Source organism: Flavimaricola marinus, assembly GCF_900184895.1.
Classification (GTDB): Bacteria; Pseudomonadota; Alphaproteobacteria; order Rhodobacterales; family Rhodobacteraceae; genus Flavimaricola; species Flavimaricola marinus.
In genome coordinates this window covers 84,460-110,027 of sequence record NZ_FXZK01000006.1, presented here as the reverse complement: position 1 = coordinate 110,027, position 25,568 = coordinate 84,460, and the positions used below count along the sequence as shown (strand labels likewise).

Annotated in this window: 28 protein-coding genes; 6 read left to right on the top strand and 22 right to left on the bottom strand. The window is 57.6% G+C overall.

Translation table 11 applies throughout. The features are described 5' to 3' along the window. Positions 1-101: 101 nt before the first annotated feature. Entirely contained in the window at positions 102-665 is a 564-nt protein-coding gene (locus LOM8899_RS15305; protein WP_093993117.1) for a helix-turn-helix transcriptional regulator, read from the top strand. A gap of 68 nt (positions 666-733) precedes the next feature. Here the strand turns inward: LOM8899_RS15305 and LOM8899_RS15300 are convergent, their stop codons facing one another. From LOM8899_RS15300 to LOM8899_RS15270, 7 genes are all read right to left on the bottom strand, one after another. Continuing rightward, positions 734-2,497, bottom strand: coding sequence for a pilus assembly protein TadG-related protein (locus tag LOM8899_RS15300; RefSeq protein ID WP_168770563.1), 1,764 nt, complete (start codon positions 2,495-2,497; stop codon positions 734-736). Between the two features lie 10 nt (positions 2,498-2,507). After that, complete coding sequence (locus LOM8899_RS15295) at positions 2,508-2,930, bottom strand: TadE/TadG family type IV pilus assembly protein (RefSeq protein WP_093993115.1); 423 nt, start codon at positions 2,928-2,930, stop codon at positions 2,508-2,510. A gap of 5 nt (positions 2,931-2,935) precedes the next feature. Then, entirely contained in the window at positions 2,936-3,994 is a 1,059-nt protein-coding gene (locus LOM8899_RS15290) for a type II secretion system F family protein (RefSeq protein ID WP_093993114.1), read from the bottom strand. Continuing rightward, positions 3,897-4,814, bottom strand: a complete 918-nt coding sequence (locus LOM8899_RS15285) for a type II secretion system F family protein (protein WP_168770562.1) — start codon at positions 4,812-4,814, stop codon at positions 3,897-3,899. Before LOM8899_RS15285 ends, LOM8899_RS15290 begins: the two co-directional genes overlap by 98 nt. 39 nt (positions 4,815-4,853) lie before the next feature. Further along, positions 4,854-6,452, bottom strand: a complete 1,599-nt coding sequence (locus LOM8899_RS15280) for a TadA family conjugal transfer-associated ATPase (protein ID WP_245820566.1) — start codon at positions 6,450-6,452, stop codon at positions 4,854-4,856. Next, positions 6,449-7,651 (bottom strand): CpaE/TadZ family protein, encoded by a 1,203-nt coding sequence (locus tag LOM8899_RS15275; protein ID WP_133065047.1) that lies wholly within the window; start codon positions 7,649-7,651, stop codon positions 6,449-6,451. Before LOM8899_RS15275 ends, LOM8899_RS15280 begins: the two co-directional genes overlap by 4 nt. A gap of 68 nt (positions 7,652-7,719) precedes the next feature. Further along, entirely contained in the window at positions 7,720-7,926 is a 207-nt protein-coding gene (locus LOM8899_RS15270) for a Flp family type IVb pilin (protein WP_093993111.1), read from the bottom strand. A 475-nt stretch (positions 7,927-8,401) separates the two neighbouring features. On the opposite strand from LOM8899_RS15270, the gene LOM8899_RS15265 reads away from it, so the two are divergent. Beyond that, positions 8,402-9,379 (top strand): MBL fold metallo-hydrolase, encoded by a 978-nt coding sequence (locus LOM8899_RS15265; protein ID WP_245820565.1) that lies wholly within the window; start codon positions 8,402-8,404, stop codon positions 9,377-9,379. 11 nt (positions 9,380-9,390) lie between these two features. On the opposite strand, the gene LOM8899_RS15260 is transcribed toward LOM8899_RS15265, so the two are convergent. The 11 genes from LOM8899_RS15260 to LOM8899_RS15210 form a co-directional block, all read right to left on the bottom strand. Continuing rightward, a complete protein-coding gene (locus LOM8899_RS15260; protein WP_093993109.1) occupies positions 9,391-9,822 on the bottom strand; it encodes a DUF302 domain-containing protein in 432 nt (143 codons plus the stop codon). A gap of 106 nt (positions 9,823-9,928) precedes the next feature. Continuing rightward, positions 9,929-11,131: a c-type cytochrome gene (locus LOM8899_RS15255; protein WP_093993108.1), complete on the bottom strand. Its 1,203-nt coding sequence runs from the start codon at positions 11,129-11,131 to the stop codon at positions 9,929-9,931. Continuing rightward, complete coding sequence (gene soxC, locus LOM8899_RS15250) at positions 11,115-12,383, bottom strand: sulfite dehydrogenase (protein ID WP_093993107.1); 1,269 nt, start codon at positions 12,381-12,383, stop codon at positions 11,115-11,117. Before soxC ends, LOM8899_RS15255 begins: the two co-directional genes overlap by 17 nt. Before the next feature lie 30 nt (positions 12,384-12,413). Continuing rightward, on the bottom strand, positions 12,414-12,845 hold the full coding sequence (locus LOM8899_RS15245; protein ID WP_093993106.1) for a DsrE family protein: 432 nt from the start codon (positions 12,843-12,845) through the stop codon (positions 12,414-12,416). Between the two features lie 18 nt (positions 12,846-12,863). After that, the gene (soxB, locus tag LOM8899_RS15240) at positions 12,864-14,567 is read right to left on the bottom strand and encodes a thiosulfohydrolase SoxB (protein WP_093993105.1); all 1,704 of its coding nucleotides are present in this window, start codon (positions 14,565-14,567) and stop codon (positions 12,864-12,866) included. Positions 14,568-14,660: 93 nt separating this feature from the next. After that, complete coding sequence (soxA, locus tag LOM8899_RS15235; RefSeq protein ID WP_093993104.1) at positions 14,661-15,524, bottom strand: sulfur oxidation c-type cytochrome SoxA; 864 nt, start codon at positions 15,522-15,524, stop codon at positions 14,661-14,663. A 29-nt stretch (positions 15,525-15,553) separates the two neighbouring features. Continuing rightward, positions 15,554-15,883, bottom strand: coding sequence for a thiosulfate oxidation carrier complex protein SoxZ (gene soxZ, locus LOM8899_RS15230; RefSeq protein WP_093993103.1), 330 nt, complete (start codon positions 15,881-15,883; stop codon positions 15,554-15,556). 16 nt (positions 15,884-15,899) lie between these two features. Next, a complete protein-coding gene (gene soxY, locus LOM8899_RS15225) occupies positions 15,900-16,322 on the bottom strand; it encodes a thiosulfate oxidation carrier protein SoxY (protein ID WP_093993102.1) in 423 nt (140 codons plus the stop codon). Between the two features lie 15 nt (positions 16,323-16,337). Continuing rightward, on the bottom strand, positions 16,338-16,811 hold the full coding sequence (soxX, locus tag LOM8899_RS15220) for a sulfur oxidation c-type cytochrome SoxX (protein WP_093993101.1): 474 nt from the start codon (positions 16,809-16,811) through the stop codon (positions 16,338-16,340). Between the two features lie 116 nt (positions 16,812-16,927). Next, positions 16,928-17,497, bottom strand: a complete 570-nt coding sequence (locus tag LOM8899_RS15215; protein ID WP_093993100.1) for a SoxW family protein — start codon at positions 17,495-17,497, stop codon at positions 16,928-16,930. Between the two features lie 17 nt (positions 17,498-17,514). Next, positions 17,515-18,252: a cytochrome c biogenesis CcdA family protein gene (locus LOM8899_RS15210; RefSeq protein ID WP_093993099.1), complete on the bottom strand. Its 738-nt coding sequence runs from the start codon at positions 18,250-18,252 to the stop codon at positions 17,515-17,517. Between LOM8899_RS15210 and LOM8899_RS15205 the strand changes: the two genes are divergently transcribed. Next, entirely contained in the window at positions 18,252-18,686 is a 435-nt protein-coding gene (locus LOM8899_RS15205) for a hypothetical protein (protein WP_245820564.1), read from the top strand. The two genes, LOM8899_RS15210 and LOM8899_RS15205, sit on opposite strands and share 1 nt — an antisense overlap. Before the next feature lie 192 nt (positions 18,687-18,878). Then, positions 18,879-19,160: an ArsR/SmtB family transcription factor gene (locus LOM8899_RS15200; RefSeq protein WP_306456544.1), complete on the top strand. Its 282-nt coding sequence runs from the start codon at positions 18,879-18,881 to the stop codon at positions 19,158-19,160. A gap of 171 nt (positions 19,161-19,331) precedes the next feature. Here LOM8899_RS15200 and LOM8899_RS15195 read toward each other — a convergent pair whose 3' ends face one another. The 3 genes from LOM8899_RS15195 to LOM8899_RS15185 form a co-directional block, all read right to left on the bottom strand. Continuing rightward, positions 19,332-19,997, bottom strand: coding sequence for an RraA family protein (locus LOM8899_RS15195; RefSeq protein WP_093993098.1), 666 nt, complete (start codon positions 19,995-19,997; stop codon positions 19,332-19,334). Between the two features lie 236 nt (positions 19,998-20,233). Further along, entirely contained in the window at positions 20,234-21,193 is a 960-nt protein-coding gene (locus LOM8899_RS15190) for a mannonate dehydratase (RefSeq protein ID WP_093993097.1), read from the bottom strand. A 21-nt stretch (positions 21,194-21,214) separates the two neighbouring features. Next, a complete protein-coding gene (locus tag LOM8899_RS15185; RefSeq protein WP_093993096.1) occupies positions 21,215-22,723 on the bottom strand; it encodes a M81 family metallopeptidase in 1,509 nt (502 codons plus the stop codon). Between the two features lie 112 nt (positions 22,724-22,835). On the opposite strand from LOM8899_RS15185, the gene LOM8899_RS15180 reads away from it, so the two are divergent. Continuing rightward, entirely contained in the window at positions 22,836-23,771 is a 936-nt protein-coding gene (locus LOM8899_RS15180) for a succinylglutamate desuccinylase/aspartoacylase family protein (RefSeq protein WP_093993095.1), read from the top strand. Here the strand turns inward: LOM8899_RS15180 and LOM8899_RS15175 are convergent. Then, on the bottom strand, positions 23,768-24,622 hold the full coding sequence (locus LOM8899_RS15175; protein WP_093993094.1) for an SMP-30/gluconolactonase/LRE family protein: 855 nt from the start codon (positions 24,620-24,622) through the stop codon (positions 23,768-23,770). The genes LOM8899_RS15180 and LOM8899_RS15175 overlap by 4 nt on opposite strands. 134 nt (positions 24,623-24,756) lie before the next feature. On the opposite strand from LOM8899_RS15175, the gene LOM8899_RS15170 reads away from it, so the two are divergent. Further along, positions 24,757-25,566, top strand: coding sequence for an IclR family transcriptional regulator (locus tag LOM8899_RS15170; RefSeq protein WP_093993093.1), 810 nt, complete (start codon positions 24,757-24,759; stop codon positions 25,564-25,566). Positions 25,567-25,568 lie beyond the last annotated feature (2 nt).

Below are 25,568 nucleotides of genomic sequence, written 5' to 3'. Positions count from 1 at the left end.
TAGTTCTCAAAAAAATGACAATAAGGCTATTTTCAGCATACTTTTGACACATTTCTTCGAAAGATTCTTCCCCGAAGAAGTATGAATAAAAGGTTAATGTTATGGCTCGTTTTTGGATTTCTGTGACGATCGCTGTCTGTGCCGTCGCCGCCCTCAAAACCGCGATCGTGGTTAGCCTTTTTCTACCGACTTCACAGACCAATGGAGCGACCGTGTCAGGGCTGTTTGCGGCGTTCACTGCCCTCACGGCCGTCGTGGCATATTTCTGCTACTCCCAGCTTCGTAAATATCTTGAACGACAACGTCAGGACCGCATCGAGGACACGGATGGCTCTCCGGTTGCGAAAGAAACAGTAATCGCACGTTGCGCGCGTGAGTGGCGCTTGTCACAAGCCGAGGCAGACATCGCCATCTTTGTCGTAAAAGGCTTCTCCAACAACGAGATCGCAGAAATGCGGGGATGTGCGCTTGCTACGGTGAAATCTCAACTCGGGAGCATTTACCAGAAATCCGGACACAAGAGCCGTTATCAATTGATCGCATTCGTCACTGACGAAGTTTGCGCCATGGCAAAGGATCCAAAGTTTGATCCGGCTGCTGATATTCGCGCCATAGCCACACAAAGCATCCTACCCCTGATCGGACGCTTCAAGAAGGTTGCCTGAGACAGACGGGGGCCCCGCACGCGTTGCCTTAGTTACTCTCGCCCCATCCATGAGCCTATAGATCCGCCTCATTGGACCAACCTGATCGGCTCGCAATGATGCCCGGTCAGAGTCAAATCGCCTTCGCCCACGTGTAACCCGGCGGCCTCCAATGTCGCATCTATCGCGTTGTCCAGTGGTGCAGCCAACGCCGCCAAAAGTCTGGCCGGAAGCAACTCGAGAACCGTTTCAATGACCGGGCCTCCTACACCCGACAGCAAGTCTCCCTGCTCAGGCTTGATACGAAACTCGGTTGTTTCAGGTGAAAGCAGCGACGCGATTCCAGTCGTGAGTAGATCACCGGACCCGAATCCGGCCGTCGTGTCACCCGCTGTGATCTGCGCTTGGGTGAACTGAATCGTCTCCACCTTGGACCGCCCCACGCGCGCCATTGAGCGCGCTTGCACCGTGACATCAGCCAACACAATGTCTGGCAGAAGCGGTAGATCGATCACCACATCAAGTCTGAGGATGTCCGCGAATTCCAGATGGGACGGGTTGATCGCATTGGTCGGCGATGCCGGCATTTCAATGTTCCCAAGATACAGCGCCGCGACTGCCGTCCCATTGGCAGGATGAAGCGGAGTATGTGCGGTCAAGAACCGGGCAGCGATACTTGTAGGCTCCGTAAGCCGGCAGTTGATCCGCTCCAACGTTGCTGTCGAACCAGCCAGCTCGACGTAGAGAGGAAGCCTGAGCTCAGCAACACTCACTCCGACGCCTAGGTTTCCCAATAGGGCTGGGGATAGCTCCGTTTCAACCTGTATGCGTGCCGCTGCGCGATGCAGCTGAACCCCCTCTTCTCCCAGAGCGATCCAGCCGGACGTGGCAGGCGGTTCACCTGAGATCACCGTCGCATCAACATTCGATACACCCGCGATCGAGACCCCGACATCCAGCGATACACTCTCTTGGTTCGGGCTGGTGAGGATAATTGCACGAATTACGTCGAGCGCCGCTACCTCGATGCCGGCCACGAAATCGTCGGCGGTCAGGCCAAGGTCTGCGTCAATGCCGCCGACCAGTGAGGCCACTGACATGCTGACCCCACCGGACAATGCACTGATACCGGCAAGTCGGCTTGCCACGTCGGCCGGCAAAATCGCCTGCATGGCCCTGATAAGCGCGGCCGCATCCATCGTGGCGTTCAGGATCTCTGCCGGGTTTCGAGCGTCAAATCCAATCTCATTGCCGAGAGCATCAAGCAGCTCTCCCAAGTTCAGAGACGCCTCGGCCAAGACCTGTATATCCCCGGCGGACAGCGACACCGACGCGCGCAACAATTCCGAAAGCCCCTCGTTCAGGCGATCGCCATCCAGCCGCAAGATATGGCTATCAAGCGCAAAGCTGGCGGCTCCCGTTCGCGTCGCCATCGCACGGCGATCAAGTTCGACAGAGGTTTGTCCGGAAAAAATCGTCGCGAAATGGATCGGCGCAACATCGGCCAACGCAACTGTGACAGCATTGATCCCCGGGCTGCCGTCCGGCAGCGGTGTGAACCTCTGTCCCGGAGGCAGCTCCGGATTGCGCAGGAAGCGGCCGGTAGTCAGATCCAAGACGCTCGCAGACGTTCTCGAGTTCATGGCGATCACGTCGCTCACGCGTGTTTCGGCATTGTCGGTGTCGGCAATGGCACTCATCGCCGCAAGGTCGCTGACCGATTGAAGTTGCGCCCGCTCGCGATAAAGCGAAGCAACATCGACACCCAGCGCGACAAAGCCCAACAGAACGGTCAATAGCAGCGCTACGATGACCGCAACTGCGCCGTCTTCGTCGGCAAGAAACTTGGCCACGGGATTGCGCTCAATAGGCAAGATACGCGCTCCCGGTAATTGTCGTGATGCCAAATCCCAAGAAATCATTCGCGATATCGAGAAGCGATCCATCGATCGCATAACTTATGTCGACGTTGATGCTTGGCTCGCTGTCTCCCGACACTTCAACGATCGGAGAAATCGCATCCGCAACAAGCAAAGGGTAACGGGATCCGGCCTCGGACAGATAAGTCTCAGCCAACGCGCTGCGTTCTGCAGCATCCAGCCCGGCAACAGACGCCCGTGCCGCCCCTGTGGCCAGTTGTTGGACCGAATGGCTAAGCCCGATAAAGTAGCCAAGGGTCACGACGCCGAACAGCAGAGCAAAGAGCATCGGGCCAATCAGGACAAACTCGACGGCCACAGCACCCGATTGATCCTTGCAAAAATACGTCAAAAACCGTCGGAACATTTGGGTCAGCCTCCCGTCAGGATATTGTCGATGACGCTCAGCGCGGCAGGGCCGACGAGAACGACAAAAACAGCCGGCATAATGCAGAAAATCAGGGGCAGCGTCATGAGGACCGGAAGCCGCGCCGCTTTTTCTTCGATATGCATGAGGCGATTGGACCGTTGCTCCCCGATCAATGTGCGCATGGCACGGGAGAAAGGTGTTCCAAGCGAGTCCGATTGATCGAGCGTTTGCGTAAACACTCCGATTTCAGGGAGCGGCACGCGGGTGTTGAAGTTTTCATATGCGACACGTCGCTCGTTTGTCATGCGCATCTCAGAGACCATTTGCAGCACCTCGCCGGAAAGCTCTGGGTGTGTGGCGAACATCTCGACGGCGACACGATGCAACGCGGGCTGCGGCCCCAATCCGGCCTCAGAAGTAATGACCAAAAGTTCCAGCATATCGGGGAAGTCCTTGCGGATGCGCGCCAGCCGGGATTTGCGTCGCAGATCGACGAAGATGTCCATGCCTTTTGAAAGCGCAAGTGCCGAGGCGATCACGACACCGATCGGCAACATCATCCCGGCCCCGAATGGAATGCTGACAAGAACAGTCAATATGCCGACGATCACCGCACCCAGGGGCAGGACTGTCTTGAAGAAGGCGTAGATCAACAGCGCATCGCGACCGCGATACCCGGCCGAGGCGAGTTCTCTCGCCGTCTCTCGAGCTTCGCCGCCCAATACGACGGCAAGCCGTTCTCCCATGCGAACGATCAATCCACGCAGTTTGGCGACCCAGTAACTGCGCCCGGACTGGCCCGCCAATCGCCGGGAAGACGCACGACTTGGCGCAGTTCCATTGGCCCGCCGCAAGCGAGCCGTCCGAACCAGCCTTTGCCGCTCCACACAGAGCAAGGCACCGACGGCGGACATCGCCGCAGCCAGTCCGAAAAGCCCGACCCAGAAGACATATTCGACACCTTCAAACATCAAGTTTGCCCATTCGCGCCATGGTAAAAATTCCAATGAAAATGCTGGTGGTGGCGATGATTGCCATGACACGCCCGCGCGGGTCGGCATAGAGCGGTTCCAGATAAGCTCCGTTCAGAACCGCGATGACCATGGCCACTGCAAAAGGCAGTGCCGCGAGGATAACCGCGCTTGCGCGCGCCTCCGACGACAACGCGCGCGCCTTCTTGCGAAGTTTCCGTCGCTCGCGCAGCTGAAAAGCAAGGTTCTCCATCGTCTCGATCAGATTGCCGCCCGCTTCCGCCTGCAACGCAGTTGCAACAGCAAAGAAGCAGACTTCAGGAGTTGGTACGCGCCGGCTCAGCCGCTTTAGGCTCGTCGAAAGGTCAGTGCCCATATGCAACTCATCGTGGCATCGGGCGAATTCTCTTTTGATTGGCCCCTTGGAGCTCTCAACGACAATCGCAATAGAATCCGCGACGGGCCGCCCTGCACGCAATCCCCTCGCAAAGACGTCTAGAGCCTCGGGCAACTCCGCACTGAAAGCGGACCGGTATTTTGATCGCGCTATGCGCAGAAGTAGGATGGCGCCCGCCAAAGGGATGGCAATTGACAGTGGCATTGCCAAAAGCGCCGGCATGCCGGCAAACAAGACCAGCACGGCATAAACGCCGAGCATCACCAGAGACATTTGCGTTAGCAGTTCTCCGACACTCAGACGCAAGCCAGTTTGCGCGATCTGCGCCTCGACACCGGCAAACACATGTCCAAGGAAAGTGATTTGCGAGGATCGAGGCTTTCGCGTCTCTTGCGGAGTGTTCGGCATAGCCCTGTACGTCACACATGCCGCCCGCTTCAGCCGCGATCGATGCTGTCTGCCGCGCCGATCAGCCATGATTATCGCCACCAACGCCAAGCAGACGTTCAGCACAAACCCTCCTACGAATATTGGGAGACCGACCGTCATCGCCTATCCTCCCAAGATCCCGTTGAGCTCGTCTTCGACACCGTAGTCCGCGGCCCGACTTGCAAACTTCGGGCGATAGCCGGAGTAGACGAAGTCGCCCCGGACTTCTGCTCGTGTGCTCGCCGGATCGGCGCGAAAAGAAAAGAGTTCCTGAAGAGTGACGGCATCTCCGGCGATCCCCGCTATTTCGGAGATTGATGTTATCCGGCGCTTCCCGTCCCTCATGCGCGACACCTGCACAATCAGGTGCACAGCATCGACCAACTGGCGCCGAACGACGGCGCCGCCCGGCGCAAAACCAGCCAATGCGGCCATGCTCTCGACCCGTGTCAGTGCTTCTCTGGGAGAATTCGCATGGAGCGTGCTCATCGAGCCATCGTGCCCGGTGTTCATTGCCTGCATCAGATCGAGGACTTCGTCTCCTCTGATTTCGCCTATGATGATCCTGTCAGGTCGCATCCGCAGGGCATTGCGCACAAGGGTGCGCATGGTCACTTCACCCGTGCCTTCCACGTTCGGCGGCCGCGTTTCAAATCGCACGATATGCGGCTGCTGAAAGCGCAGCTCCGCCGCGTCTTCGATAGTCACGATCCGTTCGCTGGGGGAGATATACTGCGACATGGCATTGAGCAGCGTGGTCTTGCCCGAACCAGTCCCCCCCGAGACCAGGATATTGAGCCGCAGATAGGCGGCCAGAGCCAGGAACGCCGCCATCTGGTTCGACAGGCTACCGCCTTCGACAAGACGATCCAGTTTGACCGGCGCAGACGGAAACTTGCGGATGGTGATCGTCGGCCCATCAATAGCCAAAGGTGGAACCGCCACGTTGACCCGGCTTCCATCTTTCAGCCGGGCATCGACCATGGGCTGGGACTCGTCGATCCGACGACCGACGGCCGCGACGATACGGCTTGCGACAGCATAGACATGAGCGTTGTCGCGAAACTTCACCGGTGTGAGCTCCAATTTCCCGTGGCGCTCCACGAAGACCTGGGTGGGGCCGTTGACCATGATGTCAGTCACCGACTCGTCCGCCAGCAGGACCTCCAACGGCCCGAGTCCAAGCATATCGGCAAGGACTGCACCGATCAGGTCGGAGATCTCCTTGCCGTTCAAGTGGAGCTTGCGCTTCTCCGAAACGCTGTGGATGCTCGCCCTGATCGTCGCTTCCTGTTCAGTCCGGTTCTGTCCCGCAAGCTCTGAAAAATCGAGTATCTCGGTCAGGTCATGGATCAATTCATTGGCAAGGGTTAGTATGCCCATAGATCCATCGACCGGAGGAAGTGATGGTTCGGTCTCCTTTGTCGGCAAAGGCTCCACACTCGCCGATGGCGCTTGCGGCAAAGATGCCCCGCGATCCCCTTTCGACGATGTGCCTTGCGTCACAGGCACCATGCCCGCATCCAGTGCCTTGGTCGCTTCTGCAAGGATTTGGCGCTGCATGGCCAATGGCCAGATATCGGTCGAAGACTCGATCAAATATGAGACTGCGACATTGGCGCGTTCTTCGGCATTCAAACCGGCAGCATCAATCTGCTCGGCAAGGGCGATGACCCGAGCCAGCGCGTTGTTGAGCGAGGGTTGGGGGACGTGGAGCGTCATCCCAGCCACGCCCTGATTCCGCTGCGTTTCTTCGGATCAGCTTTCGCTTTTTGTGATGCGGCCGCTGCATCCCAGATCGATTTGACGGCCCGGGCGTAGGCACCGCGAGGCTGACGCTCCACAAGTGGCCGTGCGGCGCGTTGTGCACGTGCCATCTCCTTGTCGCAACGCGGGAGCGATCCAACGATATCCTGCCCGATTGCTTTCCCGATTTCCTTCGTCGAAAGCCCCGCATCCCGGCGAAGCTCAGACACCACTGGGATGATCGTCAACTCGGGAGAGGTCTCTTTGATCCGTGATATCAGCCGTGACGACGCATTCACTCCGGAATAGCCCGCAGGGATCACGATAATGAGTTTCTCAATAACTGGAGGCAGTTCGGATTGAGTAAACAACGCCCCTCGCGGCAAGTCGAAGATCACCGCATCGAATTCAGCCTTCAACGGGACCGCCAATCTCGGGAATGCACGCTCGAGATCGGCAATTCCCTGTTGTGTGCGGATCTGATGTGAATAGAGCGAAAGCCGGGCATTGACCTCGTGCATCGTCGCTCCGATGAACGTCGCATCAATTCGATCCGGAGCCGACAGGGCTTCCTGCAGGCCGGGCGTATCATCGACGTCCAGATCAATGGCTTGTGTGCCGAAACGCAGGTCGGCATCAACGAGGGCCGTCCGCAGATTTGCCCCTTTTGGTGATGCCGCGAAGTAGGCAAGGTTTTGTGCCAGCAGGCTGGCCCCTACCCCTCCGTTGCTTCCCAAGACGCCGATACACGGGGTCGCCACGGGCGCCGGCCCCGGCGAATTTGCGGTCTTCTGCGATTGAATGGCGAGGATCTCGTCAGCGGAAACCGGAAAAGAAAAGTATTCAAGCGCGCCGGCATTGCGAAGCGCGCGGTATGTGCCGATATCGGTCTGGTGCCCTAAGACGATGACTTCCGCGCCGGTCTTTCGGATTTCGGAAACGCTTTCGCACGCCATCGGCACCGAGATGTTCCCGATTTCGGTGATGATGGTCCGGGCAATTGGTTTGCCGATGCTTAGTCGAGCCGCTCCGCTCAATCCGCCACCTCGCACAGCGCTGTCTTTTGCACCTGTGCGCCGAATGACGTCACGAGACACATCGGCGCCCTGATCAGTGCAGACGTAAGCCGCCAGCGGTAGGTCATTTGAAGCTACGAGAGCGGGAAATGGCATCACTTCGTTTCCTGATTTGAATTTGGACGGAGGCGGGTGCGCGCCGAAGGATCGCGCACCCTCTCTGGCTCTTACGGTGCTGTGACGCCTGCCGTTGTCAGGGCAGAGCTCATCGTGTTGAAGCCGGAATTGGTTTGCTGACCAAGGGTCACGACAGTGCCGACAATGACCGCGCCAACCAATGCGGCGAAGAGGCCGTACTCGATCGCGGTTGCGCCGTCTTCGTCCTTGCAGAAGGTGCGAATGGTAGTGCGGATGACTTTGCGTGTGACGTTCATTTGGTGATCTCTCTCTGGTTTTGGTGTCTGTTTCAGGTCGCTTGTTGCGGCCCGGAATGATCCCAATCTGACAGCGGCAAACAGCGAAACCTATCGGCCAAGGGTCGCAAATCGGGCGTTCCCGCCAGAGGTTTTAGCTAGATCATACCAAGGTCGGATGGCCGCGGGACGGCACGGTGTCAGCCCCTTGACGGCGATGTGGCGACTATGTGGCGCCGCTACTGGTGGTTTCAAATTGTGTTTTGCGAAGCGTGGATAGTCCCGTTTAACGCCCCCAAATTGTTGGCATCTCGGCACTAAACGAGCACGGTCAACGGTTCGATTCTGTCGGATTCGCGGGCAACGCTGTCGATGAGCCGGAAATGCCTGATCGAACAGCTTCTGGGCCCCCAACGTGCGTCAACCAGAGCATCGACTGTGAGCACCACAAAGCTCTGGTTCACATCGCCACATGGCAGAAGGGATATGGTTTTGATTGAAGAAATTCCAGAAACGGAATATTATATTCGCATGTTTGAATTTGGAGGAAGCCATGTCGCTGTCACGCCGAACCTTCCTAGGTCAGTCTTGCGCTGCAACTGCAATGGCCACCACACCCGGTTCTGTCTGGTCACAAACGATCCTCAAACTTGGCGATGCCAAGCTGATCACCCTCAGCGATGGTAATCTCGTGCTCCCTGGCTCCATGGTTGTTCCAGACGGCAACATGGCCGCGGCCACTGAGATCCTCGATCGCTACGATGTAGGACCCGACCAGTTCCGGCCAGAATGCAATGTGACCCTGCTTCAAACCGGCGACCGCAATGTCATCTTTGACGTTGGGGCCGGTCCGAACTTCATGCCATCGGCAGGCAGACTCGGCGATGCGCTCGCTCAGATCGATCTTGATCCGGCCGACGTGACCGACGTCTTGTTCACCCATGCTCACCCCGATCATCTTTGGGGCCTGACAGACGACTTCGATGATCTCGTCTTCGCCAATGCCAACTACTACATCGGGCAAGCGGAGTGGGACTATTGGACTGACCCAACAACAATTAGCTCAATCAACGAGTTTCGCGTGCCGTTTGCCGTCGGGGCAGCATCGCGCTTGTCGCTCCTGTCAGACAGGATCAACCTGATTCAAGATGGCCAAGAGCCGCTGATCGGTGTGACAGCGCTTCTCACACCCGGGCACACACCGGGACATATGTCCTTTGCTATGCATGCAGGCAAAGATAGCAGACTGATTGTCGGCGACTGCATTGCAAATCACCATCTCGCCTTCGAAAAACCAGCATGGCATTCCGGTTCGGATCAAGACGCCGAAACAGGAGCGCGAACGCGAGTCCGGCTGATGGACCGGCTTGCAGTTGAGCAGATTCCTATCATCGGGTTTCACTTGCCCAATGGAGGAGCCGGGCGTGTGGAACGACGCGGCGACGGATACGAGTTTGTATCGGAGGACAGCTAGAGGCGCGGCGGTTACCCACCCGCTGCTTCACGGGCGATTTCGTCTAGCAGCGTTTGGACCGCCTGCATCTCGCCTTCTGGGTGGTTGCGATACCCGATCTGCACTTCGCCCTCTTGCTCGATGACAAAGACACCGTAGGGGCAATGCGCGATGTTCATGGGATCAGCTTCCATCACCTGACGTGAAACAGATGCAGAGCAGAAGAGAAACACGTCTGCGGCTGCGAAGATCTCGACATCGCTGCCAACGTCAGCGCGTGTGCGATTGAGCATTTCACCGGTGTGGCTGACATAGTCGATGACCAATCCTCGGCCAATAATCGCGGACTCAACGCTGAACGTTGCATCGTCGAACGTGCCCTCGAAGGGATAGACCGTTGCCTCTTGGGCAAATGCCGCCGTTCCGATGAGCGAGAACGCCAATGTAGGCAGATAGTTCTTCATGTCGTTTTCTTTCGCGATAATGGCGTGGAGCCAGTAGTTTGCCGGCTTGGTTAAACTTCGCTCGGCACTACCAAGATCGATACAGCGTTTGGCGCGCCGCAATGCGTCACTCAGCCAAGGTGGAAAGGTATGCGATCAGGGCGGCAATATCGTCGTCACTTCTTACGCCCCGAAATGCCATGCGCGTTCCGTTCATATAACCCCTTGGATCAGCAAGAAACGCCGAGAGTTCTTCAGTATTCCAGACGAGACCCGCTTCGGCTGCATCGGAGATCGCGCCGGAATAGCGAAAGCCTTCAACTGCACCGGCCGCACGACCGACAACACCGTTCAAATGTGGCCCAACACCATTGGCGGCACCGGGCCCGACCTTGTGGCAGGCGCTACACTGCCGAAAAACTCCCTCTCCGGCTGTGACCAATCCAGGATCAACCGAGGTCACTTCAGTGATGGCCTCTGGCTCGGCAATCTCTTGCTCGGCCACTTCAAGCTCCGCCGTCACTTCTTGAACAGTTGATTCAGATGTTTCGGCAGCGGGTTCGTCCGTATCGGGTGTAACGTCAAGGACGCTCGCGTGCATGGTGATTTCGACGCTTTCTTTGCAGCCGCTCATGCAGGGGGACTGCCTGAACAGAGGCAATTCAGTCTCGGCACGGTCATCGAGGTAGAAATTCTGGCTGTTCGGCATCTCGACGGTCAGGAAATTATCGCGGGACAATTCGAAGTCGTCCTCCACCAGATCATTCACATAGAGAATATATGCTGTGATCGCATAGATCTCGTCTGGTTCCAGAGACTGTGCATGCCCGAATGGCATGGCCCGATTGATATAATCGTAAACGGTAGAGAGGTACGGCCAGTAGGAGCCGACAGTCTTGACCGGGTCATCCCTTTCCAAGGTGTTGAGACCACCAGCCAGCGCGGGCCAACGTCCGACGGCCTCGCCGAAATCGCCGTGACACATGGCGCAATTTTCGACAAAGACCTCCTCTCCAGTCCAGACATCACCACTGCCATCTGGCAGGCCCTGACCATCGGGACGGATATCGATATCCCACGCAGCGACTTCTTCAACCGTGGCAAGGCGGCCGAGCCCAAAGCCTCCTGTCGGCGCCGTCAAGGCAGGCTCCGTTTCAGCCTGAGCAATCGCAGGCTCGACGCTATCTTGCGCTTGCGCCGGTTGGATCATCGCTCCGCGCAGAGGTGCAGGCAGGTCCACGACGAACTGATCCGCGACGACATATGCCAGTGTCAAAGTTGCGCCGGTTGCGCTGAGAGCAGGAAGGAAAATTTTAAGAAATTTCGACATTTTCAGCCCTTCCGTCTTTGTCCACGGCCCAGGTTTGGATGCCATTGTTGTGGTAGATCGAGTTCTCACCGCGGATTTCGCGCAGTTGGTTCTTTGTCGGCTGGACATATCCCGTGCTGTCATGCGCTCTACTTTGAAGCAGCATCGGCTGACCGTCCCAGTTGAATTCAAAGTAGAACCTGTGCATCGACTTGTTGAACGACGGACCGGACATCCGGGCATCGTGCCAATTGATGCCGCCGTCCAATGTCACGTCGACACGCGGGATCGTGCCGCGGCCAGACCATGCCACACCCGTCAAGACTGTCGGTCCGGGACCGTGAGTGATCGGAGCTTGCGGGCTGGGGTTGGTGATCACCGACTTGGCGTCCATTTCCCAAGTGAACCGGCGTGCCCGGCCATCGGCCAACAGATCGGTGTATTTGCTGGTTTCTTCGCGATGATGCCACGGCTGATCGCCCACTTCGATACGGCGAAGCCACTTGATCCACATATTGCCTTCCCAACCCGGAACGACCAGTCGTACTGGATACCCCTGCTCGGGACGGAGCGCCTCTCCGTTCATTTTGAAAGCGACCAAGCAGTCGTCCAGCGCCTTCTCCATTGGAATTGAACGGGTCATCCCCGACGCGTCGGCGCCCTCGACCAATATCCAAGACCCACTTGGCTTCACTCCCGCTTCTGCGAGGATCAGGCGCAGCGGAATGCCGGTATACATGACATTGTGGATCATCCCGTGCGTGAATTGACAGCCATTTAACTGTGAGCCGGCCCATTCCATTCCTGTATTGGCGGCACATTCCAGAAAATAGACGTGGTTCTCGCGGGGGAACCGCATCAGATCCTGCATGGTCAGTACGATTTGTCGATCAACCAGACCGTTGATCATCAAACGGTGCTCAGCAGGGTCAACTTCTGCAATGCCGCCGTGATGACGCTCGAAACACAGCCCGTTGGGCGTGATAATTCCGTCCAATTCATGCAAGGGCGTGAAGTTGACCGAACTGATCGGATCCGCGGTCAACCAAGGCACATCTTGGCGACGCACATGCGCCTCATGTTCACTCGGGAACCCGTATGGGCGTGCGTCGACGCCCTCGCCCAAGAACTGGTTCCACGGACGCGGCTCCAGAATAACTGGGTCTCCTTCAGCGCGGGCTGCGGTTGAGCCCACGGCCAAAGCGCCACCGCCAGCCAATGCCGTTCTAAGGAATCCTCTGCGCGAGGGTTTCATCCCAATGTTCTCAACCATGTTCGGGTCGCTCCTCTTCGATACCAAACGTCAGGGGCGGACGTAGGCATAGCCGGCTTCTTGCAGGGTGATCAGTTGGACGACCCCGGACGGCACAATCTCTGCCTCAGAAACGAGTTCGACGGTGTGGTCGGTCCGCGCCTCCATGGCACTCAACGTGTTGCCACAGCCTGAAAATTTCAAATTTGGCATCGCTAGCGACATTGCGGCGATGCGTTCGGCCACCGGGCTTGTCTCCGCGACAAACATGTTCAGGCCGGGGCCATATGCGACAAGCTCGACGATTACATCATCGCCCTGCGCCTCGTAATAAGATGTGAGGTTTGCGACGTTGTTGAGCGCCATGTTCATGACTTGGGGATCGTTTTCGTCGACATGTATCGCGACGCGGTGCGTCATGCCTTCGGCGAACGATGTCGTTGCCGAAAGCACGATCGCAGCTGCAAGAATGATGGACTTCATGGTCGTCTCCTTCGCTAATCAGCCCGATACGACGGACACACTCGTGTTGGGTGGAACGCTGACAGTGCCTTGGCGGGCGATATAGCTTTCAACCACATCCCAGATCTGCGGACCTTCTGTATCGGGGTTGACGGACGCCCAGCCAGCGACCTGATAGGACTTTGCAGGATCAATCGCCTCTCCAGTACTGAGGAGGGTCATATCCGTAATCCGCGAGCCAATCGGCTGATCCACTTCGATCCGGTAGCCCATGCCGCCGACACGGACCATGTCGCCGCCTTGCTGATAATACGGATCGGCATTGCAAAGATTGTCCGCCACGTCCTCCATTACGGTATGAATGAACTCACCGGTCATCTCGGTCCGATACGCCTTCCCGTAAGTCATCGACGTGACGTTCCAGATATCCTCGCGGGTGATGTTTTCTCCCGGCATAAGGCTTGGCCCCCAACGAACACCGGGTGATAACGAGATATCCGCATCACGTTCTTCAATCAGCGCCTGACAGATCAGGTCATCCCAAGAGCCATTGAAATTTCCGCGCCGGTAAAGGAGCGTGTCATCAGCCACTGTACCGATGACCTCACCCAGCTGATTGGCAAATGGAGCCCGTTCGGCATCAATCGACGCCGCCATGTCAGCATCCGGCGCAATCACATCAGAAAAGATCGGGATCAATTTGTGCCGGAAGCCCATCATCCGGCCATCACGCACATCCAGATCGACACGGCTCACGAATTTGCCGTTTGATCCGGACGCGACAATGATCGTTTCCCCAACCAAAGCAGGCTCGGGCAGCGCGTCATGGGTGTGCCCCGAGAGAATCACATCAATACCATCGACGCGGGACGCCATCTTCTTGTCGACGTCAAAACCGTTGTGCGACAGGCAAACAACCAACTCCGCCCCTGCGGTACGAACCTCGTCGACGACGGCCTGCATCCGTTCTTCGCGGATACCGAATGAGTATTCCGGAAACATCCAGCCGGGGTTCGCGATCGGCATGTAGGGAAACGCCTGCCCGATCACCGCGACCTTGACGCCGCCCGTCTCGAACATCTTGAAGGGGGCAAAGTCCTCTGCAGGCTCGTCCCACTCGGCATCGAAGACATTCGCCCCAAGAGCGGCAAAAGGCAGATCACCAACGATCTCGCGAACTCGGTCGGACCCTAGAGTGAATTCCCAATGGAACGTCATGGCGTCGGGGCGCAACTTGTTCATAGCATTCACCATGTCCTGCCCCTGCGTCTGGTAACAGGTGTAAGACCCGTGCCACGTATCGCCTCCGTCCAGAAGTAAGGCATCGGGGCGCGCCGCGCGGATCTGATTGACGACAGTCGCGACACGATCGAGACCGCCCATTTTGCCATATGCTTGCCCCAGCGCCTGAAAGTCATCGTAGGTCAGCGCATAGTGCGAGCGGCTCTGATCCTCGATGCCATAGGCGCGGCGAAAGTCGGCGCCGGTGATATGGGGAACTTGACCTCTGTACTCGCCCATACCGATGTTTATTTCCGGCTCGCGGAACCAGATGGGTTTGAGTTGGCCATGAATGTCAGTGACATGGATCAGAGTGACATTTCCATAGGTGTCAAAGTCGAGCAGTTGGTCTTGGGTTAGGCTCTGCTGAGCGGCCAATCGGCCCCAGTTGCCAAAACCCGATGCACCGACAATCGCAGATGCCGCAACACTGGCTTGCAAGAAATCCCGCCGCGAAATCATGACTTCTCCCTTTGCGCATCACATGCGACATTTTGAATATTATTCGATAGCAAAAAGCCCACCTCCGAGAACGAAGATGGGCTTTGGTCTGCGTTATGGTCGGACGGCGGGCCCTTCGACGGACAGCCCGTTGCCGCGGCTGGCAACATAGAGCTCTAGCGCATCGAACTCGGGGCTGCCGACAGCATAGGTTTCGGCGCGTGTGTCACGAATGCACCCCCGGAACCTGTTCTGCGTCTGGATCAAAGCATTCTGCTTGAGACGATAGGTCGGAAAACCGTTGATCTGGCCTTGGCTGAGATGATCCGCGCGAATGTAATTGCCATAGTTTTGCTCATGGCAATTTGCGCAGCTCAATTCAAGTTGACCAAAGCGCGTGTAATACATCTCGCGACCCTGTTCCCAGATATCCGCAACCGGACCATCGATGGCCACGTTGACAGGCATCCCGCGAGACTGAACCGAGATAAGAGCCTCCATCGCGGTCATTTCCGAGCCGTCATACTTGTAGGGCTCTGCACCCATTTGCTCCGTGCGGCAGTTGTTGATCTGCGCCGCGAGCGTCCGCAATTCCCCGGCCTCTTCGTTCCAGCGCGGATAGACGGCGCGAACACCGGCCATGCTTTCTTCCACGTCGCCGTGACAATTCGCACAGCTTTCGCCTGCGGTGCCATCGACTTCGTCCCAAGCGACGATAGCTTCGTCCACCGCAAGGAATGCCGGGTTGATGAAATCGTCAGCCTGGAGTTCCTGTGTCGTCCCCGTTCTGAACGCCCAACCCGAATAAATGGTCCGGATCCCGGTATCCGCCATGTGCTCAGGTGCATCCGCAACCGTGACCATCGGTGTTTCCTCGTTCAGGACGAGGCGGGCCTCTGCGTCCTGTGCTGCCGCCGCGCCGCTCATGGCAAGGACGCCGAGCAGCCCAAGGCCTGACTTAAAAATTCTATTCGTCATCAGTCCGTCCTCCCCTACGAAGCCCTGCGTCAAGTGACTGTGATGTCTTTGGAATCCGTGTAGACATCGCCATCGTCATCGTACCAGGTGAAGACGAAGGTCCCCGATTCCGGCACAATGGCCATGAATTCAAAGAACGGATTGGTCGAGATTGCCGGCTCCATGGCGACGTCAATGACGTTCTGGCCATTAAAGTCGCACGTGAATCGGTTGATAATGGACCGGGGAATAAGATCGCCATCGCCATTCCGGCGTTGACCCGATTCCATATCGTGGCTGATCAAGGTCTTGATCTCGATGATCTCGCCGGCCGTGGCATCACGCGGAACGCGGACGCGGGGTGTTGCTGTATCTACCATGGTGTCTCTCCTCGCCTCAGCCGCCGCAGCCGCCGATGGTCACTTTCACTTCGCGGGACGCACGGACAAAGCTGCCGTCCTGCATCTTTGCAATGGCCACGACGTCCTGCGTTCCGGCCAGCCGGATGCGGGTCGACGCAAACTGCGCCCCGGCCATTGGGCCAAAGGTAAAGGTTGCGACTTTTGGCGTTGGGTTGCCCGAGGCCAAGACCAAAATCGAGGCCGCGCCGGGAGCATCGACTTCGACCGGCACGGTATTTCCGTTCTCGGCGATCTCAGGGGTAGTCAGCGTCAGCCCCTCAGCCCCCATCTCGGCCCCGCCGGTGAATTCGGCAATGATGGCGTCAACGGCTTCTTGAGCGCTTGAGGCAACCGGCAACAGTGCCGCGACTGATGCCCCGGCCGTCAAAACGATCATATCACGACGATTGAGTTTCATAACGTCTCCTACGAATTAGTCCGTCAGTGTCGCCAGATAGGCGACCACGTCTTCGATTTGTTGAGCGGTCAGCAACGGATCCAGTTCGCCAGCCGCGGCTTTGCCGGTGAAAGCGTCGCCCGGGCGGGTATACCCGTCGACCCGGTAGAAGGATGGCATCACTGAATCGGGGAAAACCATCTTGGCATTGGCGACAATTCCGCGAAGCTCCTCTGTGCTCCAACGACCGCCGACGCCATCGAGCGGAGGCCCGACGTTACCTTGAAACGCCGCTTCACTCGTCGAAATCTGGTGACAGGCAACGCAGTTGCCACTCCCCTTGGTCTCCATGACGGCCAATCCCGATACGGGGTCGCCCGGCTGGCCCGACAGTGACATCTCCACCGCGCCGTAGTCGCCGAAAACGACGCTCGAAGGAGCGACCACATCAGCGGCGACAATAGTCCCGAAAACCGCCACTCCGGCGGCAAGAATTGCTGGATGTCGCATATGTCCTCCCTGGCATATCCGCGTATCGGTACCGTAACTCGCAAAGCTCACATGACGCAATCATAAATTCTTATCTTTGCATATAATTGCCTTGCACACGCAGCGGGAGCCTCACCTCAATCCTCCACAAGCCCTTGTTCTTCAATCATTCTTGCATGGTACTTCTGGAAGACCTCGTCCCCCAGATAGCCTTCCTCGGCGACCCAAGTGAGCAGGTTGAGGACAGTCGAACGGCCGAAAGCACCCGGCATGACGACCGCCGCGGCCTGTTGTCCGCGTAGGTCCTCGGGCACGTCCGGCGGGTAGAAGAGAATCGTTGGCGTAAAGAACAAACCCCAGTCCTGAATCATGTTCTTTTCGCTCATCGTCGTGCCGTCAAAATCGGTCACTTCACGGTCACCGAACATGTTCAACTGCACCACGAAATAGTGGTCTCGAATGAATGCCTCGATCTCGGGATCTACCAAAACCCTTTCATGCAATTCGGTGCAGTAGATGCATCCGCGCTGCTCGACCATTACCATGAGGCGCAGCCCTTCGGCGTTCGCCTCCTCCAAGTCCTCGCGCAGATCAAGAAAAGTGTCCCGCATCCACTCCGCCTTGTGCAGACCGTCATCGCCGAGGGTCTGTGCAGACAACGGCCCCGCAGACAGCAGAGCGGCGGCCACAAATAGCTTTCGAAACATTCTCACTCTCCCTTTTCTCACCCGACCCGTGCAAATCCGGGTATGACTTCGATCATCCATTGAGCGATATAGTTGACGCTGTCGGTGGCGATGAGCACGGCAAACAGGATCAACATCGCCCCCATGACCTTTTCCACATGCGCCAGATACTTGCGGTTGCGCTGGACCCAGCTCAGGAACGGCTTGGCAAAAAGAGCCGCGACAATGAACGGAGCGGTCATTGCGATGCCATAGACGAACAAGAGTAGCCCACCACGCATCACGTCCCCCATGCCGCTGGCAATCATGAGAATTGACGCGAGCGCCGGCCCGACACAGGGCGTCCAGCCAAATCCGAACGCAAGCCCCATGAGATAGGCCCCCATAATGGTCGACGGTGCCATCTCGGATTGCACCCGGGCCTCGCGATACAGCAACGGAATGCGCAGGACTCCCAGAAAGTGCATTCCGAACAAAGCCATGAGGCCGGCTGCGGCATACTTCAGCGTCTCGCGCCATTGCACAAAGGCCTGTCCAAGCGCGGTCGCGCCCATGCCCATCAGAACGAAAATCGTGGTCACTCCCAAGGCAAAGAACACCGCGGAAAAGAGCAGCTTACGGCGAACGGCCGAGGAGATCTCGGGCGTATCGCGAAGCTCCGCCATCGACAGCCCAGCCATGTAACAAAGGTAGAACGGGACCATCGGCAGCACACAGGGCGAGAAGAAAGATAGCAACCCCGCGAAAGCCGCACCCCAGAACGATATATCCAACAATGAGCAGAATCCTTGAGTTTGAACCCGCAATACATCATAATATTCCTATTATTGCATTTAATGTCGAGGAAATAAACGGCATGTATCGCTTCTTGGCTGTCGCAACGGCCGTCTTTGTCCTGCTGTCGGGGCCGACCGTCGGTGAAACGAGGTTGGCCATGGCGGAGGAAACAGGGTGCATCTGGTGTGCGCGCTGGAATTCCGAAATCGCGCCGATCTACCCGATCTCGCCCGAGGGTATCGCCGCCCCCTTGCTGCGTTTCGACAAGTCAGAACCTCTTCCAGACGGAATCGTTTTGGCACGCCCCGTAGTCTACACTCCAACGTTCATTCTGTTGATCGACGGAGAGGAGATAAACCGGTTAGAAGGATACCCGGGCGAGGATTTCTTCTGGGGACTTCTGGGAATGATGTTGAAAGATGCGTCTCCCTGATTGCCATGCGCGCAGCACACAGTCGCCGCGCGTGGCAAATTGGTCTTTCCATGTTTCGCGAGTTTGCGGTAAAGTCATAGTTTGTAACGAGAATTGTGATTTGCAGCTGAGCATGTCCGAGATCAAAGGTCATTCATGATGCCTAGACCCGCCCTGAGGAATAGCATTTCAAGTCATGAGCTCGACGAGCTCATGGAAAACGCCACAAAGGCGACGAACTATCTCAAGGCGATCAGCCATGAGGGCCGCCTGATGATCTTGTGCCATCTTACGTCCGGCGAAAAATCCGTGACGGACCTAGAAGAACTGCTCGCTGCACGTCAAGCCGCTGTCTCGCAGCAATTGGCACGGTTGCGTCACGAAGGTCTGGTAACGCCTCGGCGCGAGGGCAAAGCCATCTACTACAGCCTCGCAGATGAGCGTGCACGTCGGATGATTGAACTTGTTTATGACTTGTTCTGCAGCGACAAGTGACTGAACAGATAGATGTTCGCTATCAGGTCACTCACATGATCGGCGAAGTGGCTTGAGAGAACCGCTTTTTGCGGAATCGGTCAACTCCGCAAAGACCAATCACAACACTTCGCACCGCTCGACCGCCGAACGAGCCACCATGCTCACTCAGATCGCGGCTCGTTGTCCCGGCTACAGAATGCCATGACTTGCGAAAACCTCTGCGAGGCTTCGGCCCGCCCGCAATTCATCACGAACCGTGTTCTCCGAACGTACTTTCGCGAGAGCGCCCTCAATGACTTCATCGATGCGGCCCCTTGGCACGAATACAATTCCGTCCAGATCGGCAATTACGAGATCGCCGGAATTGACGGTCACACCGCCAATGACACACGGCACGTCTAGCCACATCATTTTGCCACGATATTTGGTGTCTACGGGATTTCGGCCAGCCGAGAAAACGGAATACCCCATCTCCTTGATCAGCTTGACGTCGCGGACGCAGCCGTCGGTTATACAGCCCGCGCTCTTCAAGACCTGCGCGCGAGTGGACAGCAGTTCGCCCCATGGTGCGATGGACCGGTTCCCATTGCACGAGATGATCGGCACTTCTCCCGGAGCAAGACTATCAACGAGGGTAATCTCGTTTTCATAGACGTTGACCTGATCGTCATCGTGATAGATCGGCATGTAAATACCGACGCGCGCAAAGCCAAAGATCGTCATGTCGGTCGCAAGGGGCTCCAAACCCGGCGCAACCGCCTGATCTCGGAGTCCGATACTGTCGAGCGTGTCGCAAACCACTGCTGAATAGAGCTCCTTTGCGCAGACCTCTAGAATGTCGAGCCGCTCGGTCATGTCGTTTACTCCTTTGTTTCTGTTGGTGTTCAATGTCGGCCTCCGAAGCGGCATTCATCCGACTTTCGCCGGCCAACCTGAATCGGTCCGTCTCGCCCGTCGGTCACATCGCACACAGGCGACTGCACGAACTCGATACGGCGCCTTGAAATCCAAAACAGCTTCACAACGTAGGGCATGGATTATTCATTGCGGTTCCCACGTCGATGACTTCACCGGCACCATCAGCCATACGCCTATCCATTCGATCTCGCTTTGGAAACGCTCTCAGCCAGGCCTCTGAGATATCCCATGGCAAAGACATGGCCGGTGATCGCATAGCCGTCGTTTTCGACATCATCGCCGGCCATCAACGGCGCGTGATCGCTGCGCAAAGGCCCGGCGTATCCAATATCGTATAGCGCCTCGAATGCCGCGAACATGTCTGTCTGCCCATCATCCGGGAACGTCTCGATGAAATCATCCCATCGGCCGCGGATATCGCGAACGTGGACGAACCCGATCCGCGCCGCCCAACGCCGGATCAGAGATGGGATGTCATGCCCGGCCTCGGCAAAGCACCCAAAGCACATGGTCATTGAGTTCGCCGGGCTTTTGGATATCTCTAGAACCCTGTCAAAGTCCTCGACGCTCCCCACGATCCGTTGCAGACCGCACATCTCGGGTAAGGGCGGATCGTCCGGGTGAAGCGCCATTTGCACGCCGGCCGCCTCGGCTGCCGGGATTACGTCGTTGAGGAAACGCTCCAGATTGTCCCACATGGATTCACGCGGGATCGCCACTTCATCGTGCGGCAACGTTCGGTCTGTGACGTCCGCCAGTCGAAACCCACTGGTCAATGCATTGCCGCGGGTCTGCCTGTCCATGGCTGTCCGCACGACCATAGCGTCGGTCGAAACTTGCGGCATGAAGTTATACGCAACGACTTCGACACCAAGCCGGCCAAGATGTCCGAGTGTCTTTTTGTATCGCTCTGTCTGTGCTTGCCAGCCCGACTTGCTCATTACAATCCGATCGATGGGCGGACCAGATTCCGCCACGGTCCATCGTAGTCCAAAGTCCGAATATCTCGCGCGGATCGCTGTTAGGGCATCAAGATCGTCCGGCAGACCAGCCATATCGTAGTGGACAGCCTCCTCTACCCCCAATTGCCGGAGAATCGTAAGATTGGTATCTGTCGGCGGGTGAGCAACCATGGTCAGCCTCACAATGGCCTCCTAGAATTCGTCAAGTGGATACAAGGGCCGGGTGACGTGCCGGTAAGGCAAGCGCCGAACGTCCGCGCAGGTCGGCCCCGATGTGTCGGCAAGCAGGATCCGTTCGGCCAGAGGACCAAAGCCCACCCGAAAATGAGACGGAGACTTCACAAAAACCAGCGCTGCATCGGCCGGGTTCACCCCCTGCGACAGATACATGCCCGTGTCCCATTCCACGGACGGTCGGCTGCGCACCACAATTCTGATCTGACCAACCGCCAGAACAGAGGTCGGCCCCATGTCCATCTGCAGCCCTTGCGCCCCCGCGTCTCGCATTTCATACCGCCCATTCGAAAGCGAGAGGACCCTTGCCGTGACGACAACCGGTTCACCGGCCGCCACGGAGAATGCATGCCCCAACGGCACCTCGATCTCCGCCCCCACTCCCGCGGCCCGCGCAGCCAGCGCCGCGGCAGGGTCACATAATGACAAAAGGCTGATGCGTTCCCAGTCTCGCGCACCAACTTCGAGCAATGCCCTCAACACTTCCGCACTATCGGCGGGCGCCCCTCCGGCAGGTGCATCCCCTGTATCGGCGACAAGCGTCATGCCAGGACTGTTATGACCGATCTCGATGGCCTGTAGGAGCTCCACCAGCCCAAGATCGAAGTCATGTCGAGCAGCGAAAACCATCGCGGCAAGTTCATCCGCACATGCCCGCGCGGCTTTGAGGTCGCTATCGCTGCAAACCATTCCCGCAAAGCCCAAGTCCGGAACGTCTATCCAAGGCTGCACTGGAAAGATCGACGCATGAAGGGCTCGGCCCGAAGCCTCCATCTCACGCGCGGCCCGGGCTACTTCGGCCAAGGGACCATCCGTCGTTCGGCCGCAGACGGCCGGCACAACGACCGGGCATTTGGCCATGGCCATGACCGGCCGGGCCTCACCCGCTAGCACATCGACCATCAATGAGGCGATGCGCTCGCCGGTCTCATACATGTCGATGTGGGGATATTCTTTGTATCCCACGTGAAAGGTATGCGCCTGAAGCATGAGGGGCGTGATGTGCCCGTGAAGGTCCAAGGACACGCCGATAGGCACACCGTCAGGCAAGATCGCCCGCATACGCGCAATGATCTCACCGTCTCCGTCCGGCTGATCGGCAACGACCAACGCACCGTGCAGTACGAGGATCAAACCATCCAGACGGCCAGCAGCTCGCAACCGAGATTCAATCTCCGAGACGATGATCTCAAACTCATCCCGGCCCATCGGCCCAGCCGCAGCGGCATAAGTAGCCAATAGAGGCACTGTCTCGATGCCAGCCGCGGCGAGCGAGTCCATCACCGCAGGAACCTCGACACGCGCAGCACCGAAACCTGAAATTATCTCCTCGGCACGGTAGATGTAGTGGTCCTCAAACAAGCCGACAGTCGTTGGAATTGGTGAAAAGGTGTTGGTCTCTTGCATGAGTGAGGCAACCGCAACCCGACGTGGGGCGTATCGGGACTGCTGCGGGGGCCGGAACATTCTTTGGGCTTTCCTCTGGCTCACTTCGGTGCAATCATTCCGCAATGTAGAACACTAATTCTAAAATGCGCAACAACAAAGCGAGACTGCCGCTATTCACAGGTGATCGAGAATGTCTGAAACCGGCCTACATGAGATCCGCTACACAACTGCATGGGCTGATCGCCCTTTGCGCGTCTACCAACTCATCGGCACCAAACCGGGTCCGACCCTCGCTGTGATTGGGGCTGTCCATGGCGACGAACTCGAAGGACCGCTGACCATCTCGCAGCTGATGGAAACTATCGAGCCGGCGAAACTCTCTGGCCGGCTTATCCTCTGTCCGGTCGCCAACCCGGATGCGCTCGCCGCAAGTCAACGGTGTTCGCCCTCAGACGGTCTCAACCTTGCCCGGTGCTTTCCCGGCGACCGGAACGGCAAACCCACCGAGGTCTTGGCCGATTTGATTTCTCGATATGTCATCGGACCAGCTGATGCGCTCATCGATCTTCATAGCGGCGGCGGAGCATTGGATTGCCCGATATTTGTGGGTTTTGGTGATGGCCCGGAAACGGGTCCCGCCGCCAAAGCCATGGCCGACGCATTCAGTGCACCTGTCGTCTGGCGGCACCCCGCGCCTTTGGCTCCGGGACGCACCCTTTCAGAGGCGGAAAGGATCGGAATACCAGCAATCTACGTCGAGGCGGGGGGCGGCATTGCGCCATCAGAGCACGCTTTGGCGCTCTATGGCGACGGTGTCCGTCGTGTCATGGCATCACTCGGGATGCTTCAAACTGCATCAGCCGCGTCTCAAATCGACCTGCATGTCTATGGAAGCGGTGACTTGGATGCGGCGATCTTGTCACCCGCGACAGGCCTCTGCACCTGCACGATCAACCTCCTGGAATCTGTCGCAATTGGGGACACCTGTTTTGAGATTTCCGACATCGATGGCAAACTGCTGACAACGGTCATAGCTCAAACAAGCGGTATCGCGATGTTTCTTCGGCGCAGCCGTTGGGTCAATTCGGGAGATCTCTTAATGGCCAGCGCGCACCTCGACGCCTAACAGTTCAGCCGCATCCTTGCCGCAGGCAGACCCTGCGATCCAACGTCCACGGCGTACAAGCGACCGGCGTTGGGATCGCTGTCGTCCTCGGATGCCGAGGTGATAAAGAGCGTGCGATGGCCGTCTCCTCCAAAGGCACAGCTCGTGACGAGCGGAGTCGGAACTTCGACCCTCCCGACCTTTTCGCCGCTGGGCGAGATCCTCACCACACAGGATTCACCCCAAACAGCCAACCAGATATTCCCCTCGACATCCACGCAAAGCCCATCGGGCAATTGAGCATCAGGCAAGACCGAAAATGGCCGTCGGTTTCGCGCGACGCCGATCTCCGAGTCGAAATCCAAAGTGTCGACCCGGTGACAGACGGAGTCGACGTAATACATATGCTTGTCGTCCGGGCTCCAACCGATCCCGTTGGACATTGAGACATCAGGCACCTCCCGCGAAAACCCGTGTTCGTCGTCATACCGCCAGAGACAGCAATCAAAGTGACCATCTGCAGTTGCCGTACCGACCCAAAGCCGACCGGCCGCATCGGGCTTACCATCGTTGAACCGGCCAAGACTGCCCTTTGGCAACGAGGCAATCGCGCGTAGCGCGCCATCGCTCGAAAGGACCATAAGGTCCTGCCCGATTGCCAAGACGACATCACCCCGTTCCGTCAGAGCGGCGCAACCGGGCGAGCCCGGCAGGTCGAGTGCAGTTGTCCGCCCCGTGGTGATGTCGGTTTCGTAGAGGCGCGCCAGCTTGATATCGATCCAGATGAGTCGGGACTCCTCGGCGTCCCACACCGGACCTTCGCCGAGGCCCGCGCGGATTGCCCCGATGGGTTCGGCCTTCCAACTCTCCATGCCTGCGTTCGCCTTCTTTTGATCAGCAGCGAAAGCCTAAGCCCGATGCAGTGTCGTTGCCATCAAAAGGACAGTTGATCCGCCCCCCCATGCTCGCTACCCCATAATACGACAATCTCATCAGGGGCTATAGTATGGACGAGCTGGAAACCAAGCTCAAACAGGGCCTCGACGACGCGGCCGGCAAGCAAACGTCTTCAAACTCCATAGGCGTGCTGATCAAGGCGTTTCACGTCTTGGAGGCGATGGCCGAACTGAATGATCCGGCCCCCCTGCGCGAGATCGCCAAGGCAAGTGAATTGCCTAAAGGCACCGTTTACCGGGTTCTCCAAACTCTTTCGGCGCTGGGCTATGCCTCGCAAGTCTCCGAGAGCGGAGCATACTTCCTGACGTCGAAGTTGTCCCAACTTGGGCGAAACGCACATAACGAAGACATCAAGACCCGCCTGCAAGGGCCGATGAAACGACTGCATGAGACATTCAATGAGACCATAAATCTCGGAATACTCGACGCGCCGTACGTAAACTACGTTGCGGTCATTCAGGCAAAACGAGCATTGTCTTGGTCGGTGCCCGCCGGGACGCGGGATCTGTTCTATTGCACGGCGCTGGGGCGTGCGATTGCGGCGCACTTGCCCGAGGATCAACGCAACGCGCTGATCGAACAAACCACACTCACATCACGCACGCCCAAGACAGTCATGTCACGAGAAGCGCTCCGCATAATTCTCGACGAGGTTCGAGCAACCGGAGTGTCAATAGATATCGAAGAGAACGACGATGGCGTGGTCTGCATTGGTGCGCCAGTCTTTTTGGATGATCATGTGGTCGCCAGCGTCAGTGTCTCCGTGCCGGCAAGCCGCTACACGCCGGAGCTTGGAGAAGACATCGCCAAACAACTGAAAGAACAAGAGCTAAGGCTGAGAACCACCGACATGGGCTAAGC

Bases quoted from the DNA above. Each gene is read 5' to 3' on its own strand.
- LOM8899_RS15305 (WP_093993117.1), top strand. From the start codon at position 102: ATGGCTCGTTTTTGGATTTCTGTGACGATCGCTGTCTGTGCCGTCGCC.
- LOM8899_RS15295 (WP_093993115.1), bottom strand. From the start codon at position 2,930: ATGTTCCGACGGTTTTTGACGTATTTTTGCAAGGATCAATCGGGTGCT.
- LOM8899_RS15290 (WP_093993114.1), bottom strand. From the start codon at position 3,994: ATGCCGACCCGCGCGGGCGTGTCATGGCAATCATCGCCACCACCAGCA.
- LOM8899_RS15280 (WP_245820566.1), bottom strand. From the start codon at position 6,452: ATGACGCTCCACGTCCCCCAACCCTCGCTCAACAACGCGCTGGCTCGG.
- LOM8899_RS15270 (WP_093993111.1), bottom strand. From the start codon at position 7,926: ATGAACGTCACACGCAAAGTCATCCGCACTACCATTCGCACCTTCTGC.
- LOM8899_RS15260 (WP_093993109.1), bottom strand. From the start codon at position 9,822: ATGAAGAACTATCTGCCTACATTGGCGTTCTCGCTCATCGGAACGGCG.
- LOM8899_RS15255 (WP_093993108.1), bottom strand. From the start codon at position 11,131: ATGTCGAAATTTCTTAAAATTTTCCTTCCTGCTCTCAGCGCAACCGGC.
- soxC (WP_093993107.1), bottom strand. From the start codon at position 12,383: ATGGTTGAGAACATTGGGATGAAACCCTCGCGCAGAGGATTCCTTAGA.
- LOM8899_RS15245 (WP_093993106.1), bottom strand. From the start codon at position 12,845: ATGAAGTCCATCATTCTTGCAGCTGCGATCGTGCTTTCGGCAACGACA.
- soxB (WP_093993105.1), bottom strand. From the start codon at position 14,567: ATGATTTCGCGGCGGGATTTCTTGCAAGCCAGTGTTGCGGCATCTGCG.
- soxA (WP_093993104.1), bottom strand. From the start codon at position 15,524: ATGACGAATAGAATTTTTAAGTCAGGCCTTGGGCTGCTCGGCGTCCTT.
- soxZ (WP_093993103.1), bottom strand. From the start codon at position 15,883: ATGGTAGATACAGCAACACCCCGCGTCCGCGTTCCGCGTGATGCCACG.
- soxY (WP_093993102.1), bottom strand. From the start codon at position 16,322: ATGAAACTCAATCGTCGTGATATGATCGTTTTGACGGCCGGGGCATCA.
- soxX (WP_093993101.1), bottom strand. From the start codon at position 16,811: ATGCGACATCCAGCAATTCTTGCCGCCGGAGTGGCGGTTTTCGGGACT.
- LOM8899_RS15215 (WP_093993100.1), bottom strand. From the start codon at position 17,497: ATGTTTCGAAAGCTATTTGTGGCCGCCGCTCTGCTGTCTGCGGGGCCG.
- LOM8899_RS15205 (WP_245820564.1), top strand. From the start codon at position 18,252: ATGAGCAGAATCCTTGAGTTTGAACCCGCAATACATCATAATATTCCT.
- LOM8899_RS15200 (WP_306456544.1), top strand. From the start codon at position 18,879: ATGGAAAACGCCACAAAGGCGACGAACTATCTCAAGGCGATCAGCCAT.
- LOM8899_RS15195 (WP_093993098.1), bottom strand. From the start codon at position 19,997: ATGACCGAGCGGCTCGACATTCTAGAGGTCTGCGCAAAGGAGCTCTAT.
- LOM8899_RS15190 (WP_093993097.1), bottom strand. From the start codon at position 21,193: ATGGTTGCTCACCCGCCGACAGATACCAATCTTACGATTCTCCGGCAA.
- LOM8899_RS15185 (WP_093993096.1), bottom strand. From the start codon at position 22,723: ATGTTCCGGCCCCCGCAGCAGTCCCGATACGCCCCACGTCGGGTTGCG.
- LOM8899_RS15180 (WP_093993095.1), top strand. From the start codon at position 22,836: ATGTCTGAAACCGGCCTACATGAGATCCGCTACACAACTGCATGGGCT.
- LOM8899_RS15175 (WP_093993094.1), bottom strand. From the start codon at position 24,622: ATGGAGAGTTGGAAGGCCGAACCCATCGGGGCAATCCGCGCGGGCCTC.
- LOM8899_RS15170 (WP_093993093.1), top strand. From the start codon at position 24,757: ATGGACGAGCTGGAAACCAAGCTCAAACAGGGCCTCGACGACGCGGCC.